Genomic DNA, 18,433 nt, shown 5'->3' on the forward strand with positions numbered 1-18,433 from the left:
TTACTGTATCCGCCGCTCCGCATCGCCGGGCTGCCCGCACAACACGAAGCGCGACCCGTCCCACATGCGCAGCCTGCTTTCCAGGCTGTTCACGCGAATCTCGCGCCGGCGGGTCATCGTGGCCACCGCGAAGATCCCAGCGCCCGCCTTGAGCGTATCATAAACCGCCAGCCCGTCATCGGCCAGTGGCCATGCGTCATCGGCACCACCGTCTTCCGCAGCCGAAGCGCCGTTCATGGCTCCCGACCGCAGCGCGGCAAAACGGCCCAGCCCGTCGTCGCCGGAACCATTCAGATACAGGGCGGCTTCTTCTTCGGCCTCGGCGTCTTCCTCGCCTTCCTCGCCGTCTTCGGAGTCTTCCTCCGCCTCCTCGCCGTTGGCGTCTTCGCCGGCGCCTTCGGCGGGTGTCTCTTGCTGGCCATCCTCGGCGGGTTGCTCCGCATCTTCTTCGGGCAGTGGAAGAAGGTCGTCGTCTTCCTCTTCATCCTCGCCGGCTGTCAGGTCGGCCATCATGCTGCTGAAGGCCGCCAGAAGATCGTCAAAGGTGTAGCTGGCCTGCGGCCCGGTCGCGGAACTGGGAACGCCGAAGACTTCGGATACGAAAGAAAGCGGCTCGGTCGTGCCTGTCAGGTCATCGAGCGGATCGTCACCTTCATAGGCGTTGCGCGTTTCGCGGTCGAAGCGGTTGTCGGTGGCGCCGAAATTCTCGACCTTGTCGATCGCCAGCCCGGCCGCCCAGCCCTGATACCCTTCTGCCGGGTCCAGCGCGTCAATCGCCTTGTCGGACTGGAACAGCATCCGGCCATAGGTTTCCAGCACGATGTCGCGGGCAATCGCCACCCGGAAAGTGTTGATCATCGTACCGCCCATGACCAGCGCGCCGTCGAAATCCTCGGTGGCCGAAGCCCCCTCGCCCACGAAATGGCCGGTCAGGATCACATCGCCACCGCCCTGAAGGAAACTGCCCGCGCTGGAGACGATTTCATGCAGCAGCCCGTTGTTGAAAGTGATGTCGGCATAGTCGCCCAGCAAGACATCGCGCCCGGCATCGCCATAGATCAGATCACTGCCGCCGCCGCCCAGGATGATGTCGTTCCCGGCACCGCCGCGCAGATCGTCATTGCCACCGAAGCCCAGTTCGCTGGTCGCCATGAACACCGGCGCCATGGCGTCAATCGCCGGGTCGAACTCCGCAGTGCCGAGATCGCCAAACAGGATATGCGTGCCGCTTTCCGGGCTGAAGCTGTGGTCGCGGTTGTCGCGCGAAAGGTAATCACCCTCGAGCCTGCGGCCAGTCCAGATCGTGTCATCGCCGCCGCCGCCAAAGACAACTCCCTGCCCCGCACCGGCAATCAGCATGTCATTGCCCGCCAGATCGGTATGGATGTCTTCCATATAGGCCAGGTTGCCGCTCGACGCCCATTCGATGCGCCCGTGATCGAGCAGCACGAAGACATCGCCATCGCCCAGCAGCACGGTGTCGTCGCCACGGCCGAGGATACCCACATGCAGCCCATCGCCGCTCTGCCAGAAGTTGTCGCCACCATATTGCGCGAGGCCCACGGGTGCCGATTGCATCTCGACCATGTTGTAGGTGGCCGGGTCGTTGCGCATCAAACCGACATCGCCCAGCACATGAGCGTCGCCATCGCCGTGCACCAGCGTATCCGAACCAAAGCCCATGATCGCCCAGAGCTTGCCATCGCCCAGCATGGCGGTGTCGCCATGATCGCGGCCCGGCACCGGCGGCTCGTCGGATGGCTCGAACCAGAGCATCGCCACCTCGTGCAGCGCCGCCGCCCCGGCAAGATGCGGGTCAAGCATCAGCTCCGCGCGATCGCCGGCCAGATAGGTCTGGTTGCGCGCATCCGGCCCGATCAGGCTGCGCTGCGGGTTCGCTGGATCGGTGAAATCGGTTTCGTGCTGGGTCCAGATATTGTCTGCCCCTGCACCACCGAACACGATCTGCAGCGGCCCGGCCCCCAGCGCGATCTCGTTGTCGCCGGCGATGTCGCCGGCTTCCCGCGCCTCAAGGTCACGCAACTGCCACAGGCGGGTAAGCGTGCGCTCGGTGAACAGCGCATCATCGGTAAAGAAGCTGATCTCGCCGGTATCGCCAAACACCACCGCCGGGCCGCTACCGATGTCAAGCAGGTCGTTGCCGCCGCCGCCCAGAACGAAGCTTTCGCCATCGCCAATCAGGATGGTGTCATCGCCGGTCAGGCTGCTGTCAGTCTCCCATGTCTCGATCAGGGCCAGCCGCTCCTGCCCCTCGGGGCCGGTAATGCTGACATGCTCCAGCCCGTTGCCGGCCGCGCCCCATGCGGTGGCGTAAGCCTCCGTCGTGGGCGTGACCGCGCCGCTGCCGCCGATCACCACATAGCGATGCGGCGCATCGTGCGACTGGTTCCGATGCTCGCGCCCGATCTCGATATGGTCGTTGCCGATGCCACCGATCACGGTGGCGTCGCCTGCGCCGAGGATGATCCGGTCATCCCCGCCCGCGTCGTTGAGCGTGCCAGTCGCATCGTCGGGCGACATCCGGCTGGCGTATCCGCTGCTCCACATGCTGGCGAGGATGAAATCATCCTCGCTGGGGAACAGCGTGATCTCGGCCACGTCGCCCGCGACGATGGCGCGGCCGGTTCCGGCCTCGATATCGTCATTGCCGCCGCCGCCGATCACCACCTTGCGGCCGTTGCCAAGCCGGATCTCGTCGTCGCCGCCCATGGCATCGGTGGTCGTGGTCGTGGTGGTGGTGTCACGACCCGAGATGCGCGCGAGGCGCTCCATGTCGAAGAGGTCGATGAATACGCGGGCATCGGGCGTGCCGCCAGCCTCGGGGCGGATGCGCCCGGCCAACGGGTCGCCGCCCGTCGTCAGCACCTCGAACTCCATCGTGCCGCGATCGCCGATCACGATGGCGCGGCCTTCCTCGTCATCGGCCATGCCCTCTTGCAGGTGCATCACGTCGTTGCCGCCGCCGCCGATGGCGATCACGTCATGGGCGCGCGAGGTGATGTGATCATCCCCGCCCGAGACCGAAAGCAGCACGTCGCTGATCCGCATCTGCGCGCTCACACCATCTTCGTCCCAGGCCAGCGTGCGGATGGTCACGCTGTCGCCGGCGATGATGTGCCGCCCGTCGCGCGTGGTGATGATATCGGCGCCCACGCCGCCGGCCACGACGATATCGCCCGAACCCAGCGAGATCACATCGTCATTGCTGGTGCCCGCGTTGTTGATCTGCGGGTCATCACGCTCGGCGGTTTCGAAATACATCAGCGTGCGCTCGGCCGCCGCGTCGCGCGGGTCGAACAGGATCACGCCGCCGTCACCGGTGACATACTGACGGAAATGCAGATCGCCCACCCCGCCCTGGTCCGCGATGCTGATCACATCTTCGCCCGCGCCGCCGATGACGACATGGTTGCCGCCGCCGATGCTGATGCGATCGTCGCCGCCGCGATAGGTCTGCGACTGCGGATCACCCGCGATGCCCACCGGGGTGTCGTCTTGCGTAGTGCGCACGCGGATCAGGCGGTTGCCGTCGAGCGGGTCGCCCTCGACATCGAGGCCCAGAAGTCGGTCGATCACGCCTGCGTCGGCCACGACCGCGAGCCCCGCGTCGAGCGCCGACATCTCGATCAGGCGCACCTGCTGGTCCACCGCCGCGTTGTCGGCCCAGGTGATAACGAGCCCGGTGCCATCGGAGGCGATGGCGAAGGGGCTGCCCGCCGCATTGGCCGCTGTCTGAAGCTGGTCCGCGAGCTCGGCAAGCCGATCCTCCGGTGAACCTTCCGTCAGCGCCGTGGCCTCAAGCGCCACGGTCTCGCCGCCCGCCGTCTCATAGACCAGGGCGAAGCGCGCGCCTTCAGCGGGTGCGATGTCGATGCGCTGGGTCTCGGGCTGGATCTCCAGCCCTTCGGTGCGGATATGCGCACTCTGCTCCAGCGTTGCGGTATGGGAGACTGCGCCATCCTCGATCCAGGTCAGGACAAGCTGGTTCAGCCCGCCCGAGATGCGGAACGGCAGGTCGGCATAGCCCTCGGCGGTGCGGAACTGCGCGACCGCCTGATCCATCGTGCCCGCGCGCAGTGGCCCGGTTTCCAGCACAGTGTCGTCGAAGGTGAGCGTGTAGCTCTGCCCCACGACCGGGCGGAAGGCGATGTTCTGCACCTCCTGCGTACCGCCCATACCAGAGACCACCTGCACCGACCCGATGCTCAGCACGGCCTCCTCGGCCACCGGGCCGATCTCGTTCCAGGTCAGCACCAGGCCGTCACCATCCACGCCGATGGTGAAGGGTGCGCCGCTTGCGGCGGCGGTCAGCTTTGCCTGAAGATCGTCGAGCAGCGCAGCCGTGGTCGTGGCCGCACCGAGCGGCGCGGCGGTATAGGTCTGCCCGTCGAAGCTAAGGCTGTATTCCGCGCCCGCGACCGGCATCAACGCGATGGACTGCACCGCATATTCCCCGGTTGCGGTGCCCTCCTGCACCTGCGTTGACGGGGCGGCCAGGGCGTCCTCGGCTTCGAGGATATCGTCGCCCTCGCCCAGCACGATATTGCCCACGGCCGAGCGCAGGTAAACCGCGTCATGCCCACCATCGCCGCGGAAATTGCCACGGTAATTGTGATCACCCGGCGTATCGCTGTAGGCCGCGCTGGCCGCGAAAACCGCCTCGAAATCATCCGAGGGCGGCACCGACGAGACTTGCAACACCACCGGCGGTGCCTGTTCATCGTCGAAGAATTCGTAATCCGGTGCGATGTTGTAGGGGTTCTCGACAATCACGGTGCCGGTGGAGCCATCTGGCCGCAGGAAGCTCGCCTCGCCGAAGGTGATCCGCTCGATCCGGCCGTAATCGCCAATCAGGTTGACGTTCTGCACGCCACCCGCGGGCAGGTGCTCGTCGCGCACCGGCGCGAGGATCGGCGCCCAGAGCCAGCCCTCGGCATTGTCGGCCATTTCGGTGCCGCGATAAAGCAGCGGGATGAAGGTGCGGTCAGCGATGTTGACGCGACCGAAGATATCGGTCGCGCGGCCATCATGCTCGCTCAGCCCTTCGGTTGCGGTGAACTGCTGCGCCGTGGCACTTGTCAGGTCGTTGAGGAACTCGAACCCGATCCAGATCCGGTCGGAGCCGCCGCCGCCGATCCAGTCGACGTCGCCGCCGCCGATGATGATGGTGTCGTCGCCACCGGCGCGGTCTGTCGCGCTGCGCATGAAGGTGACTTCGGGGGTCTGGCCCTGCTGGATACTCGGCTCGTGCAGACGGATTTCGCCCATGTCCGAGACGATCCGGTGCTGATGGGTGCCATCGGCCACGGTGCCGTCAGGGTCCAGCCCGCCCAGGATCACGTCATGCCCCGCGCCCGAAAGCACATAGGCATCGCCCGCGCCGTACTGGATCCAGTTGTTGCCCAGGTGGCGGTCAAGCAGCGACACCGGCGCGGCCACATCGACCATCTCGAGCATCCGCACCCGCACGCCGTTATCGTCGGTGCGGTTGAGTTGGATGCGCGCCTCGTCGCCGACGATGATATGGCCGTGGCCATGTGCCGGGTCGGCGTGGCCCACATGGATACGGTCGGCCCCGGCCCCGCCGATGACCAGAACCGTGCCATGCAGCGCGGCGTCGGTCTGCGGCGTGCCGGTGGCAAGGCCCAGCAGGTTGGGCAGCGCGATGCCTGAGAAGATCAAATCATCGCCGCCCTGGTTGAGCGCCAGCGACGGCACCGCAAGGCTGTTCCAGATCGCGCGCGGATCGCCGCCGCGATAATTGCGTTGCGCATCGCGGATCAGCACGCCTTCGGAATCGACGGCCTGCGACAGGTCGGCCAACTGGCCGGGGCTGTCGCTGCGGTCGAAGACATAGAGCCCGCCGGCCTCCATCCAGCGTTCGTCGTAATACGCGCTATGGACATCGATGAAGGCGGATTCGAGCCGCGGCACCATCACACCGAAGCGCTCCACCATAACCACCCGGCCAAGCTGGTCGCCAACCAGTATTTCGATCTGCTCGCCCCAAAGCTCGCCGTCCTCGTAGGGCGTGCCGTCAAGCTGTGGCAGGATCGCCGCGCCGTAGCCTTCGATGATGTTGTTGCCGGGGCCGCCGATCAGGATATCGACGCCGGTGGAGCCCTTGATGATGTTGTCGCCGGTGCCGCCGAAGGCATGGACATTCACCAGCGCCGCCGACAGGTCGATGATGTCGTTGCCGTCGCCGCCGAACACCTGCAGCAGGTCGTGCGGGTCGGCGCCGATGAGGTTGCGCAGGCCCAGATTCTCGCCGCCCGGCGCATCGGTATTGGGCAGCACGGAAAGCACGTCATCGCCCGCGCCCAGGTAGATGCGGGTCGGCCCGTCGTCGTGGATGCTGAGTACCTGCACCGCCTTGTCGTCGCCGTCGCCGGTGTAGAGAACGACGCCGCGGTCAAAACCGTAGCGGGTTTCATGCACCCGCCCGCCGGCAGACGGGTTGGACAGAAAGCGCACCGCCGAGACGATCGGCGCGGTGGAAAGGTCTTCGCCCTGGAAGTGGCGCACGATGAACGACTGGTCGGTGATCTCGATATTGGCGCTCGGGTCGGTATCACCGCCACGGCTCATCACCAGACGGTTGGAACCCGATCCGGCGTCGAGCGTGAGCGTGGTGTTCACGATGCCGTCGAGGTCGGAGGCCAGCGCGTCATCGGGCGTGGAGCCGATGAAGAACTCGTCATCGCCGCCGCCCGAATGGATGTAGATCGGCAGGATCGCGGCCATGATCTCGATCCGGTCATTGCCGTTGCCGAGGTAAAGCTCGGTTGTCGAGAAACCATTGATGGCAATCGTGCCGGTCGGCGCCGCGCTGTCGTAGCGGTCGCGAATGGCGACCTGGGTGAAGTCGATACGCTGTTGTAGCGGATCGGCGGCGATCTCCTCGGCGCTGGCGGTTGACGGATCGTTCGGGTTATAGGGTTTGAGCGTAACCGTCGTGACCCGCGTCAGCGTGTCGATATCGCGCATGTTGTCGTAGATGCGCACGACATTGTTGCCGGTGCCGCCGATCAGGATCGCGCGCGACTGGATATCCTCCAGCGTGCCCACGGTGCCGGGCAAGCGCGGGTTGTCCTCGTCCCAGCGGTCGGTCAGGGCGGCACCGTCCAGATCACGCAGGCTGGTGCCGTTATCAGGGTCGATCAGCGCATTATACCAGCCAGTCAGCGCGCCGACCTCCAGGTCGATCCCTTCCAGCACCGCCGCAGTCAGAAGCTGTTGCGTTGTCAGGTTGTTCAGCGCCAGCCCGACCTCGCGGTTGGCAAACCATTCCTGCACATCCGGGGTCTGCACCCGCAGGGTCACGCCGGTCAGCAGGCGCGCGGGTATCAGCGTGGGGTTTTCGCTCTCCCAAGCGCGGCGCAGATCGTGCACGTCGCGCACGTTCAGCGCTGCCGCATCGAACCAGTCATCCAGATCGTCGCGCAGCAGGACGATGCCGTCCAGCACCGCCGCCGCAAGCAGATATTCGCGCGCATCGGCCTGGCTGAAGGTTTCCAGTGTGCGCGACGGGTCATAGAGGCTTTCCCAGTCGCCGGTCAGCACACCAGAGGTCAGCTTTTCATCGACCCAGTCGCGCACGTCTTCGCTTTGCGCGTCATATAGCACGCTGGTCAGCGGCCCCTGCCCGATTTCCTCGACCCGGCCGACAATCACCGTATCGTCGCCGCCCCCGGTCGAGATGACGGCGTTCTGGATATCCTCATGCACCCCTTCGAGGTGGAAGACATTGTTCGCATCGCCAAGCTGGATGCGCACCAGCGCCACGCTGCGCAGCAAGATACCCTGGTTGTTGCCGCCAAAGCCCGTGACCCAGCCGTAGGTGGTATTGTCGGGGCTGTCTTCGGGCACCAGTTCCCCTTCCGAGGGCTGGTAGCTTTGCCCGTAAAGTGCCTTCAGCGCGCGTTCCTGCACCTCGCGCTCGGTCGTGACCGACATGCGGCCATTGGCAAGGCTGCCGTCCTGCGTGCCGTAAAGCTGGAAATCGACCGTGTTTACGCCGTCGCCGCCATTGATGACGACAAGGTTGTTGAAGGCGCTCAGATCGTCCTGCCGGCCCACGCGCACTGCATCCATGGAAAGCGTGGTCTGGGTGCTCTGGGTCGTTTCCTCGACCGGGCGCAACACCACCGTGGCGATGCGCTTGACGACCGTGTAGCCGGGCACGAACACACGCCGCACGGTTTCCGTGCCGTCGGGGTTTATGGTGCGCTCGACACGGGTGTAGCCGGGCACCTCTTCCTCGACCTCGATGTATTCGATCGTCGGCTCCAGCGCGCCGGGGGCGGTGGTATCAAGCTGCACGCCCTGACTGATCGGGTCGAACACCCGCGCCGGGCCACCGACAAACACCTGGTCATTGCCGCGCCCTGTATTGATCACGATCCTGCTGTCGGCGGTCACGCCATAGAGATAGATCGTATCATCACCATCGAGCGAATTGATCTGGATCGACTGGATATTCTGCAGCGAGCCGATATCGACACCGGCGCCCTTGATCTGCTGCACACCGTCGTCATCGACGAATACGATGAACTGATCGCCAATCTCGGTGCCTTCCAGAATAAAGGTGTTGAACCCGCTGCCGCCGTCGATATGCAGCGGCGCATTGCGGTTGTAACCCACGTTGTTCTGCCCCTTGCCCGAGCCGAGGTTGGACACACCAAGCGTGGCCCGCACGAGGAAGGTGTCATCGCCCGCATCGCCGTAAAGCCAGGTTTCGGCCTTGTTGCGGATGATCTGGAAATAATCGTTGCCGCCGCCACCGAAGAGCCGCGTGTCATGCGCGGTGCCCGCCGTGGTTTCCACCACGGTGACAGTGCCGTCGCCCTCGGGATTGGGGGCCTGCCGGGTCTCGATGATCGAACCGACAAAGAACTGGTCGGCGCGGGCGTGCCCGAAGGCATAGGTCAGCGCGCCGGTGTTGTCGAAGGTGAAGGTGCCCTCGCCATTGGTGCCATGCACGAACACCTCGTCCATCCCGTTATACGAGACGAAGCGGCGATCGCCCAGTTGCGGCAGCGCGACCAGTTCATCGCCCTGCAGCTGCTGCAGGAAGCCCTGCGATGCGGCAATGTCGATCTGGGTGCGCGTGACCGTATAGCGGAAATTGCCGCCCGAGGGGTCTTTCGGCATCCAGGCGCGATGCTCAGCCCATTCGACCGCATTGTCGGGCAATTCATTGATCCCGACAAGCAACTGGTCGCGGTTTTCGAACGAGATGCCGTCGAAGGTGAAGGTCTGCCAGCCACTGCCATCGAGCGTATCGATAACCACCGCACGCCCGCCATCGCGGTTGAAATCGAGCGCGAGGCCCTCAAGCGCCAGTGTGCCGTCGGCGCCGGCCCCTGTTTCGGCCACCGCGTTGGCAAGGTAGCGCACCGAACCCAGCCGCAGCCCGTCGATGGTCAGCCCTGCCGAATTTGCCGCCAGCGCGATGTTTTCGCCCAGCGCGACATCGCCCCAGTAGGTTTCCATCACGGTGAAGGTCAGCTCGTCCTTCTCCGGGTCCCATGCGGCGATGCGGCCGATCACCGTATCGGTGCCTGCCAGATACACCCGGTCGCCCGAGGACGGGTCGATATCAGGCCGGCCGATCCCGTCCTTTAGAACTGCGGCCACGGTGGCGTCGGTGCGCACTGCGCCCACCTGGCCGCTCTGGGCGGTCACGCCCTCGGCCGGGGTCCAGGTCAGCGAAAGCCCGGCGGTCAGCGGTGCCCCAAGCAGCGCCTCGCGGTTGATCACCACCTCGACCAGCGCAGGCAGGTCGTTATCCGCCCCCATGTCAACCCCGGCGATGCGACCGATCTCGACCCCATTCGACAGAAGGATGCTGCCCACGCGCGGCGCATTGGCGGCGTCAAGCCAGGCGTCACCGCCCGCTGTCTGCAACTCGATCAGCACCCGGTCGCCCACGATCACTGCACCGGCGGTGTCGATGTCGCTGGCAAGGCGGCTGGCGTCGATCACCAAATCGTCGATACCCAGGGTGAGCGTGCCTTCGCCCGCAAGCGGGCTGCGCAGGCGGGAAAGCGTGATGATCTCGGTTTCCGGGTTCCAGTCGGCAACCCGGCCGATCGCACCGATCTGGGCGATGCGCGCCGTGGCATCCACCACGCCATCGGCCTTCCAGGTCAGCAGCAGGTCATCACCATCGGCGGCAACGGTGAAGGGCATGTCGTCATAGCCATCCGCAGCCTGAAGCGCATCAACCAGCGCCGCGATATCGCCCGTGGCCAGCGGTTCGGCAATCAGCACCTGCCCACCCAGCGACAGCCGGTAGCCGGCGTATTGCTGCGGCGTGATTTCGATGCGCTGCACCTCGCTGGTGGACGCATCGCCCACCGTTTCGCGGCTGGCATCGCGGGCCGTACCGGCGACCTCCAGAACCACCTGCTGGTTGGCGTAAAACTCGCGCGGGGTGGCGGCATAGAGCCCCTCGGCGCGGCGGGTTTCGAACTCGGCCGCGTCCACGACGATCTCGCGAGACTCCACCTCGCCCGCCGCAAGGATATCGAGCGGCGCCCCGCCACCATCCTTTTCCAGCTTCATTCCGGCGGCAAGCGCCGGGTCCTGCAAATCCTGATACCGCACCTCGACAAAGACCAGATAGCGGAACTGGCCCTCAAGCTCCTGCACGTCGCGCACGGTGGCCTGATCGTCCTCGCGGAAGCGGTCCTCGCCGATGAAGCCGCGATAATGCAGCCGGTCGTTCACGATGGGCCGGAACGGCATGACCATCTGCTCATAGATCAGCACTTGTTCGGGCGTCAGCGTCTCGCCCTTGGTCAGCAGATCAAGGATTTCCTGCTCGGCATCGGTGGGTTTGTATTCCACCTCGACAGCGTAGACATCGGTGCGCGCGTCGCTGGCAAGCTCCACATCGTAATCGCCGTTGTTGGCCTCGGTGATCAGGGTGGAGCCGCTCATCTTCCATTCGGCGCCGCCCACCAGCGCATCCTGGCGGATGATGGTGAACTCCTCGACATTGTCGAACGGGTTCTCGCCGCGCCGCAATTCCAGCGTGACCGAGGCGCCGTTGACGGCGGTGACGACCCCGACGATGGAGCCGGTTTCCGCCCCGGCCTCGACCAGCGTCACCCGGTCATCCACCGCAAGCCCGTGGCCCGCGCCCAGATCGACGGTTTGTTCAAACAGCGTCACCGTCCAGTCGAGATCGGAAAGCTTCACCCCGGCCGAGAAATCGGTGACGGCGCTGTCATAAACGCCATCGCCCGCATCGGGCATCACAAAAACAGGCATCCGCGATGCCGCGCCGAGGCGCAGCATGTCGTCCGCCAGCGGCAGTGTCGCGTTCTGTCCCATGGCCACAGTCAGCTCATACTGGCCACCGACCAGCGCCACCGAGACCACCTTGCCAAAGGCGGTCGTGCCGAAATCGCCATCCACGACGCCCAGCACCTGCGCGAAACGGGCCGCGCCAGTGTTCTGGCTGAACTCGATCATCACCGCATCGTCGGCAGCCAGCGTGATCTTCGCCAGTTGCGCACCGCTGTCCTCGTCGATCTCGCCTGTGAATTCGGCTGCGGCAACCTTGGCCTCCACGTCGAAGGCCTCGGCCAGAACGTAGCGCACGCTGCCATCCGTGATCAGCGACCAGTCGGAGACGGAGCCATCGGCCAGCGTCGCGATCAGTTGCGGCGTGGCGTTGTTCACATTCTGGTCACGGATGGAGGTCTGGCTGGCCTCCTGATCCACAGTGGCAACAGCAATCAGCGCATCGGTTTCGGCATCCAGCATGTAGACATGCGTGTGCCGTTCATTCAGGCGGTGGTTTTCGGGGAAGGTCAGCGGGTTAAGGTCAAGCGTGACCGTGTTGCCGTCAACCGCGACCCCCTCGGGCGTGAAACCCGCATCATCGACGCGGAACACCGGCGGCAGGCGCAGGAAGAATTCCTCGCCCAGATGCTCGCCGATATGCGCCTCGGCCCGGTCGGTGCGCAGGATTTCCAGCGTCACGGTATTGGTGCGCGCGTTCCAGCCGACGACGCGGCCAGTATCCTGGCCCTTGTCATTACCCAGAAGCGGCAGCGACGACAGGTAAAGGCCCAGGCGATCAGGGTCTTGCGCCATCTCGTTGAAAGCGATGTCAAACAGCGCCTGATTGCCCGGGTTTTCGTCAAAATTCGGGTTGATGCTGCGCAGGTAGGCTTCCAGCTCGTCCGCGAAGATCACCGCCGCCGAGTCGGTCAGGATCACATCCCAGCCATTGGGCCCGAAAGCCACATCCAGCGCGCCGCCGCGGATGTTGAAATCATCCTCGGTGACGGTGCCGCCCACTTCGGGCACGGTGTAGTTGTTGCCGTCGATGACCGAGGCAAAGCTGTCACCCGCCTCGCGCTTGAGCAGGTCGATGCGCTGGTTGGGCTGGAACGGCGCCTGCACCGCACGCAGGCGGTTAAAGATCAGGTCGATGCCGCTGGTCGCGTCCTCATACATCAGGTTGCCATAGGCATCGCGCGCGACGCCGACATAGCCGATTTCCAGCAGCGTGCGCCCATCGGACGACACCAGGTTGTCACCCGTGGCAAAGCCCATCAGGCCGAACAGCGCCGGGTCGAGATCTTCCCAAAGGACGCGCTTGTTGCGCAGATCGACATCGCGGTCGTCTTCCGAGACCACCTCGCCGCCATGGGCCTCGTCGCCCTGGGCGATGTATTCCGAATAGATGCGCGTGCCGAAGGTGACGACCTTGTCGTCATCGAGCGCGATGTGCAGTTCGCGCGCGCCGGCCTTGTAGACATCGACAATGCCGATGCGGGTTGCATTGCCCGCGTCATCGACCTCGAACACCTCCTGCCCCTTGATGAAGGTGCCATCGAAGCCCGGCGGCATCTGCACCACGGCGATGCCAAGGTCGGAAACGATGCTGGTGCGGTCGATGTCGGGCAGGCCGGACACGTTATCCAGAATCGTGCGCGCGCCTGCGCCGCTGTCGGCCACCGCTACATTGAGGTTGCCACTGTCGAGCGCCATGCTCGATATCGTGCCGGTCTTGCCGGTCTCACTGCCGTCAATCAGGATCAGCCGCTGGCCGTTGTAGAAGGGTGCCGAGATCCCCGAAAGCTTCACGCCGGTCCCCGGTGCCTGCACCAGGGCAGAAATTGCGGCCTCGCCCGCGCCTGCGGTGATATGCACGATGGTGACCGCGGTCTCCGCACTGTAGTCACCGTGGGCATTGATTGCCGTGGCCAGCGCCGAGGCGATATCGCCTGGCTCATCGTCAATGCCGGCACGGTGGCTGAAGCGCTGGCCGTCGATTTCGATAGAGTAAAGCGCGCCCTCGCGCACATGGATCGAGGCCAGTTCGATCTCGCGCGCGCCACCACCGGGCTGCGAGATGATCGCACCGTTCAGCGCGACCGGGGCAGCCTCGCCCACCACGCGGGCGGCACCGATGCTCATCGCCTGCGGGGCAGACTCCACCTCGGACAGCAAGCGCAGCACCGGCCGGTCGCCGATGGCGGCGGCATCGGCGCTCTGGTAAAGCGCCATGTCGGCAAAGGCGATCTGGGTGCGCGCGGTGCCCACCGCATCGGCGCTGGGCGCGGTGAAGCGGAAGCTGAGCGTGCCCTCCGCCGCATTGATGCCGGTGACGATGACTTCTGCGCCATTGGAGGTGTAGAGCCGCTGCACCTGGCCCGCGTCCAGCGCACCAAAGACGCGCGCATCGACGGTGCGGCCCATCAGGCCGGTCTCGACCATGGTGAAGCGCACCGCGCCCTGCGCTGTGGCCGACGCGGACTCGAGCGGACGCTCCAGTGTGAATACCGGCGTGTCGCCCGTTTGCAGGTTGGGCGATCCCGCCGCTCCGCCATCGGGCGCGAGGTCGAACAGCGCCACGCCGGAAAGAAGAAACTCAGCCGGCCCCTTGATATCAATGGTACCGCTGTCGGGGTCGACCCCGACCACCTCGACCGCCTGTGCGGTGCCGTTGGCGGCGATAGCGTAGAGCGTGACCGCCTCGCCGGCCCTGAGCCGTTCCGCGACGTCGATGCTGGCGCGCGTGAGCCCGGTGAAATCGCCTTCGACATCGACGTTGAAGGTGTAGTTCTCGGTCAGTCGCGACGACACGATCCCTTCGAAGGTGGCCAGCCGCGCGTTGCTGCGCAACTCCCACTCGGCGCCGGTGATCAGGCCGGTCAGCACCATGCCGGCCACGGCCTCGCCCCCCACCAGGAAGGCCCCCGCGCTGGTGACGTGGATCAGCGCAACCTCGTCCTCGCCATCAGTGGCGACGAAGATATCGAACTCCGCTGCCCCGAGGTCAGGCAGTTCGCTATCGACAAGTGGCAAGACAGGTGCCGCGATACTCTGCCCCCGGATCGAGATACGGATTTCCGGCGTGTTGGTCGCGGCATCAATGCTGCGCAGCCCGAGCGCGCCGGGCAGCGCCAGCACCTCGTTGGCGCGCTGGATGATCTGGAACACATCGCTGCCATCGTCGGCCAGTGCCACATGCGTAGCCGCATCGAGGATTTCCAGCGCTGCGGGATCCTCGTGGCTGAATGTCACCTGCCCGGTATCGTTATCGACCGATGCAACCTCGCCCACTTCAACCCATGCGCCCTCATCCAAGGCATAAATGCTGTCACCCACCGAGACGTTCGGGAAATCCCCGTTGCCCCACTGGCCGATGAACGCAAGCGCATCTTCCGCCGCTTTCAGCGTCGGGTCGAGGTCGGGCAGATTTTCGCTATCCAGCGGCATCGCCAGATCGCCGACGATATGATCGACCGTGATCTGCCCGCCATCAATCGCCACCACGCGCAGCAGCACATCGCTGTCCGCAAGCGTAGTTTGCAGAATATCACCCACCTCGGGCGCGGCCTGCCCTGGCAGCACCGAGTAGGGCAGATCGAAACGCGGGTATTCGGCGGATTGCGCCCGCATCGGCAGGGTTTGCGGGTTCAGCACGAAGCTTTCCGGTGCCGCGCTTTCTGGGGTGCCGGCAACTTCGGCAGCCAGGCGATGCGCCGTATATGTGCCGCCCGCCAACGGCGAGCCCTTGAGCACCAGAAGCCGGTTGCCCGATGTCGCTGCGAGAATGCTTTCGCCATCCGCGCTGACGAGAATCCGCGCGCCTTCCGGCAGGGCATCGAGGTCGGCCACGACCTCGGGCAGGCCCGACTGCGCGGCAATGGCGGTATCGCCGATGCGGATCGCGGCCAGCGTGGCGGTATCGCCAAAGCGGCTGATGCCGTAAACTCCGGGCTGGGCTGCGGGTGTGATCGGCTGCGGCCCGGCAAGCGCCACCTCCAGCGCGGCCATCTCGCTGTCGAGCGCGCCGGTGCCAATGCGGCCCATGAGCATCTCGAATTCGAGTTCGCCATCCGTCACCCCGAGGATGCGGATATACGCCGATTGCTCGGCTCCGGTCAGGCGCCAGATCTCGCCTGCCTGCGGTGCCACGCGGCTCACGGCCGAAACAGTGCCGGTATGGTTGAAGCCATCATCAACCCCGGCCAGCGGCAGACTGTCGCCCGCCACCATGTCGGGCCGCCCTTCGATCATGGTCAGCGTGGTGGCGCCGGTCACAACGTAAAGCCGCCCGGCGGCATCGGCCAGGAAGCTGCCCACAGCCGCCCCATGCGCGGCGCCAAGCGTGATCTGCGGCTGGCCATTCGCGCCCAGATCACGGGCGGCGACGCCTTCGGCAAACGTGGCGTCAAGCGTCGTTGCACTGCCCACAAGGGTGAGAGCCTGTTCGCCCTCGCCCAACGCGCCCGCAAGCAGGTGCGCGCTGATCGCGCCGCTTTCCATAACCTCAAGCACCCGCAAGAGCGCGGTGCCGCCTGCGCCAAGCAGCATATCCCCGCGCGAGACAGACTCCGCCTGGGCACTGTCCAGATCGAAGCCGACAACCGCCGCATTCAGCGCTGCATCCAGCGCCAGCAGATCAAGCGTGTGGCGTTCCACCGTGACACCCGGCGCATTGAAGACATAGCCCGCCGGCGCCTCCAGATCCTGGGTGAAGCGCCCTTCGATCACCGCAAGCTGGATACTGTCGGCATCCAGCCCCGCCACGCGGAACAGCGTGTTGCCGCCCGCGTCGAAGATCAGATCGCCCAGCTCGGGTGTGGCCGTTCCGCGCGCAACCGTCACGACCGTCGGCGACGGGGCCGAGGCCGCATTGCGCAGCGAAACCGTCACATCGTCGCTGCTGCCCTCGATGGTCAGCCCCGTCTCGCCCCCGCTGAGCGCGCCGCTCAGAAGCCGCCCCGCGAAAGTGCCAAGCAGGCGATCCACGCTTTCGACGCGCAGCACGGTATGCGGCGTGACCTCGGCAAAGACGACATCACCGATTTCAAGACGCTCGCCGGACTCGACCGAAACCGTGAGCCTCTCGCTGAATTCATCGAAGCCCACGACCGTGCCGATGGCACGCACCGCGCCGTCGCGTTCGACAAAGACATTGGCGCCGGGCACAAGGCTTTCACCGACCGGGGCATAGACAAAGGCAGCCTCGCCGCCCGAAACCGAAACCAGTGTGGTATCGCCCAGGCTGGTGACACTGCCCGCAGGCAGCACCATCTGTTCCTCGGCCTCCGGCCCGGCAAAACCCAGAACATCGGTGGCGTTCAGGGTCAGGGTCGGGCGCAACTCAACCATGAGTTCGCCCGCGCCGGCCTGCACGATGCCGCCGATATCCTCATAGGAGCCATCCACCAGCCGCCGCAGCAGCCGGTCGCCTTCCTCCGGGGTGGTGCTGCCATCATAGGCGATGCGCACCAGGCCCTCGGCGCTGGCCAGCCCGTCATCGGGCACGATCGGCGCGAATGAGGTGTCACTCACATCACGGGTGGTAAAGACAGCATCGCGCGTGAGCAAGTCGCCGACATTGATCGCGCCGCCAACTTCGGCATCGTCCGAGGCCAGCGTCACCAGCGGCCCGCGCTGGGCGGCCTTGCCGTATACCTCGAACTGCTCGCCATGCTCTGGCACGCCGGTCAAGTCGCGCAGCAGAAGCCGCCCGGTCTGCGCCGAAAAGCTCATAACCGTGGCCAGCACGCCCGAGCGGGTGCCGCGCAACACGGTCACGTTTTCCTCAATCCCCGACAGGCTGCCTCCGGCCTCCAGCAGGAGGCTGGCAAGGTCCAGCCCGACCAGAAGATCGCCGTCATTCGCGCCCGAAAGCTCGATCGGGTTGCCCTGCGCGTCGGTGAAATCGCCGCCCTCGATATAGACGACATTGTCCGAGAATTCCTCGATCCCGTAGCGCGCCACCCCGGTATTGGAGCGGACCACATAGCGGTCGGAGCCGTCGCGCCCGTCAACCACCACTCGCGCCTCGACCTGGCGCAGATCGAAAAGATCGTCCTGCGCGGTGCCCGAAAGCATGACCTCCTCGATATCCCACAGGTATTCGCGGGTCTCATACACGATGGCGCCGCTGCCGTCGCGCTGACGCACGATCAGTTCGGCGCCATCCATCAGGTATTCAACCGGCAGATGCGCGAAACCCGACGCCTCGATATCGTAGATCACCTTGTCGAAGCCGCCGCCATCGATGATCCGGTCATTGCCTGCGCCAGGCCAGATGATGTTGCGCCCGGCACCAAGGGTGAAGATATCGTCCAGCGGGCTGCCGATCAGGTCGTTGTTGCCGTCACCCACCATCACATGGCGCACGAATCCGCCAAGGCTGCCGGCCGGCACCCGCAGGCCCGAAAGGTCGACCAGGTTGTCGCCCTGCCCGGCCTCGATGCGGATCGTGTCTTCCTCGCCGCGGGTGCGGGCGTGGTCGTTCACATTGACCGTCTGACGTATCACGCCAAGCTGCGCGGGCCGCTCTTCGGCATCGGCGGGGATATTTTCGTGCACGAAATAGGTCGAGCTGCTGCCCGAAAATGCCTGCGCCGAAATGGCGTTGGACTCATCGGTGCCGATGATCCGCACCACGTCGCTCGTGCCATCGCCCGGCCTGCCCGGCGTGACCGTGCCGAGATTGACGACGATATTGTGCAGGTCCACCCCTTGCGGCGTGGCGTGGATGATCGCCGTATCCTGCCCCTGCCCGAGCCGCAAATCGAGCGTGCCGACATTCTTGATCTCCAGCGTCTCGACCCGCGCGGCCTGCCAGGTGACGATACTGCCACCGTTCTCTCCGGCGCGCACCTCGACGGTGTCATTCGCAGCCGTGCCGCCGTTGAATTCGGAAGCGAACATCACCAGCTGATTGCGCCCGCTTCCACCGTCGATCACATCCAGCCCGTCGCCGACCACCCAGTAGATCGTGTCATCGCCGGTGCCGCCAAGAATGCGGTCATTGCCCAGCCCGCCCACAAGCAGGTTGTTGCCGGAATCGCCGCGGATCTCGTTGTCGCCCTGGATACCGAAGATCTGGTCATCGCCGCCGCCGCCAGAGATG

General features: G+C 65.4%; 1 protein-coding gene (running past one end of the window). It reads right to left on the bottom strand.

From position 1 onward, the window contains the following. A protein-coding gene (locus DQ229_RS10990; protein ID WP_162300835.1) for a DUF4347 domain-containing protein crosses the window boundary here: on the bottom strand, positions 1-18,433 show its final stretch. Its footprint extends 23,297 nt past the window's final position; 18,433 of the gene's 41,730 nt are visible here — the last part of the coding sequence; its start codon lies off the right edge, out of view; the stop codon is at positions 1-3.

Origin of the sequence: Alkalilacustris brevis, from assembly GCF_003350345.1 — a bacterium.
In the GTDB taxonomy this organism is placed as follows: Bacteria; Pseudomonadota; Alphaproteobacteria; order Rhodobacterales; family Rhodobacteraceae; genus Alkalilacustris; species Alkalilacustris brevis.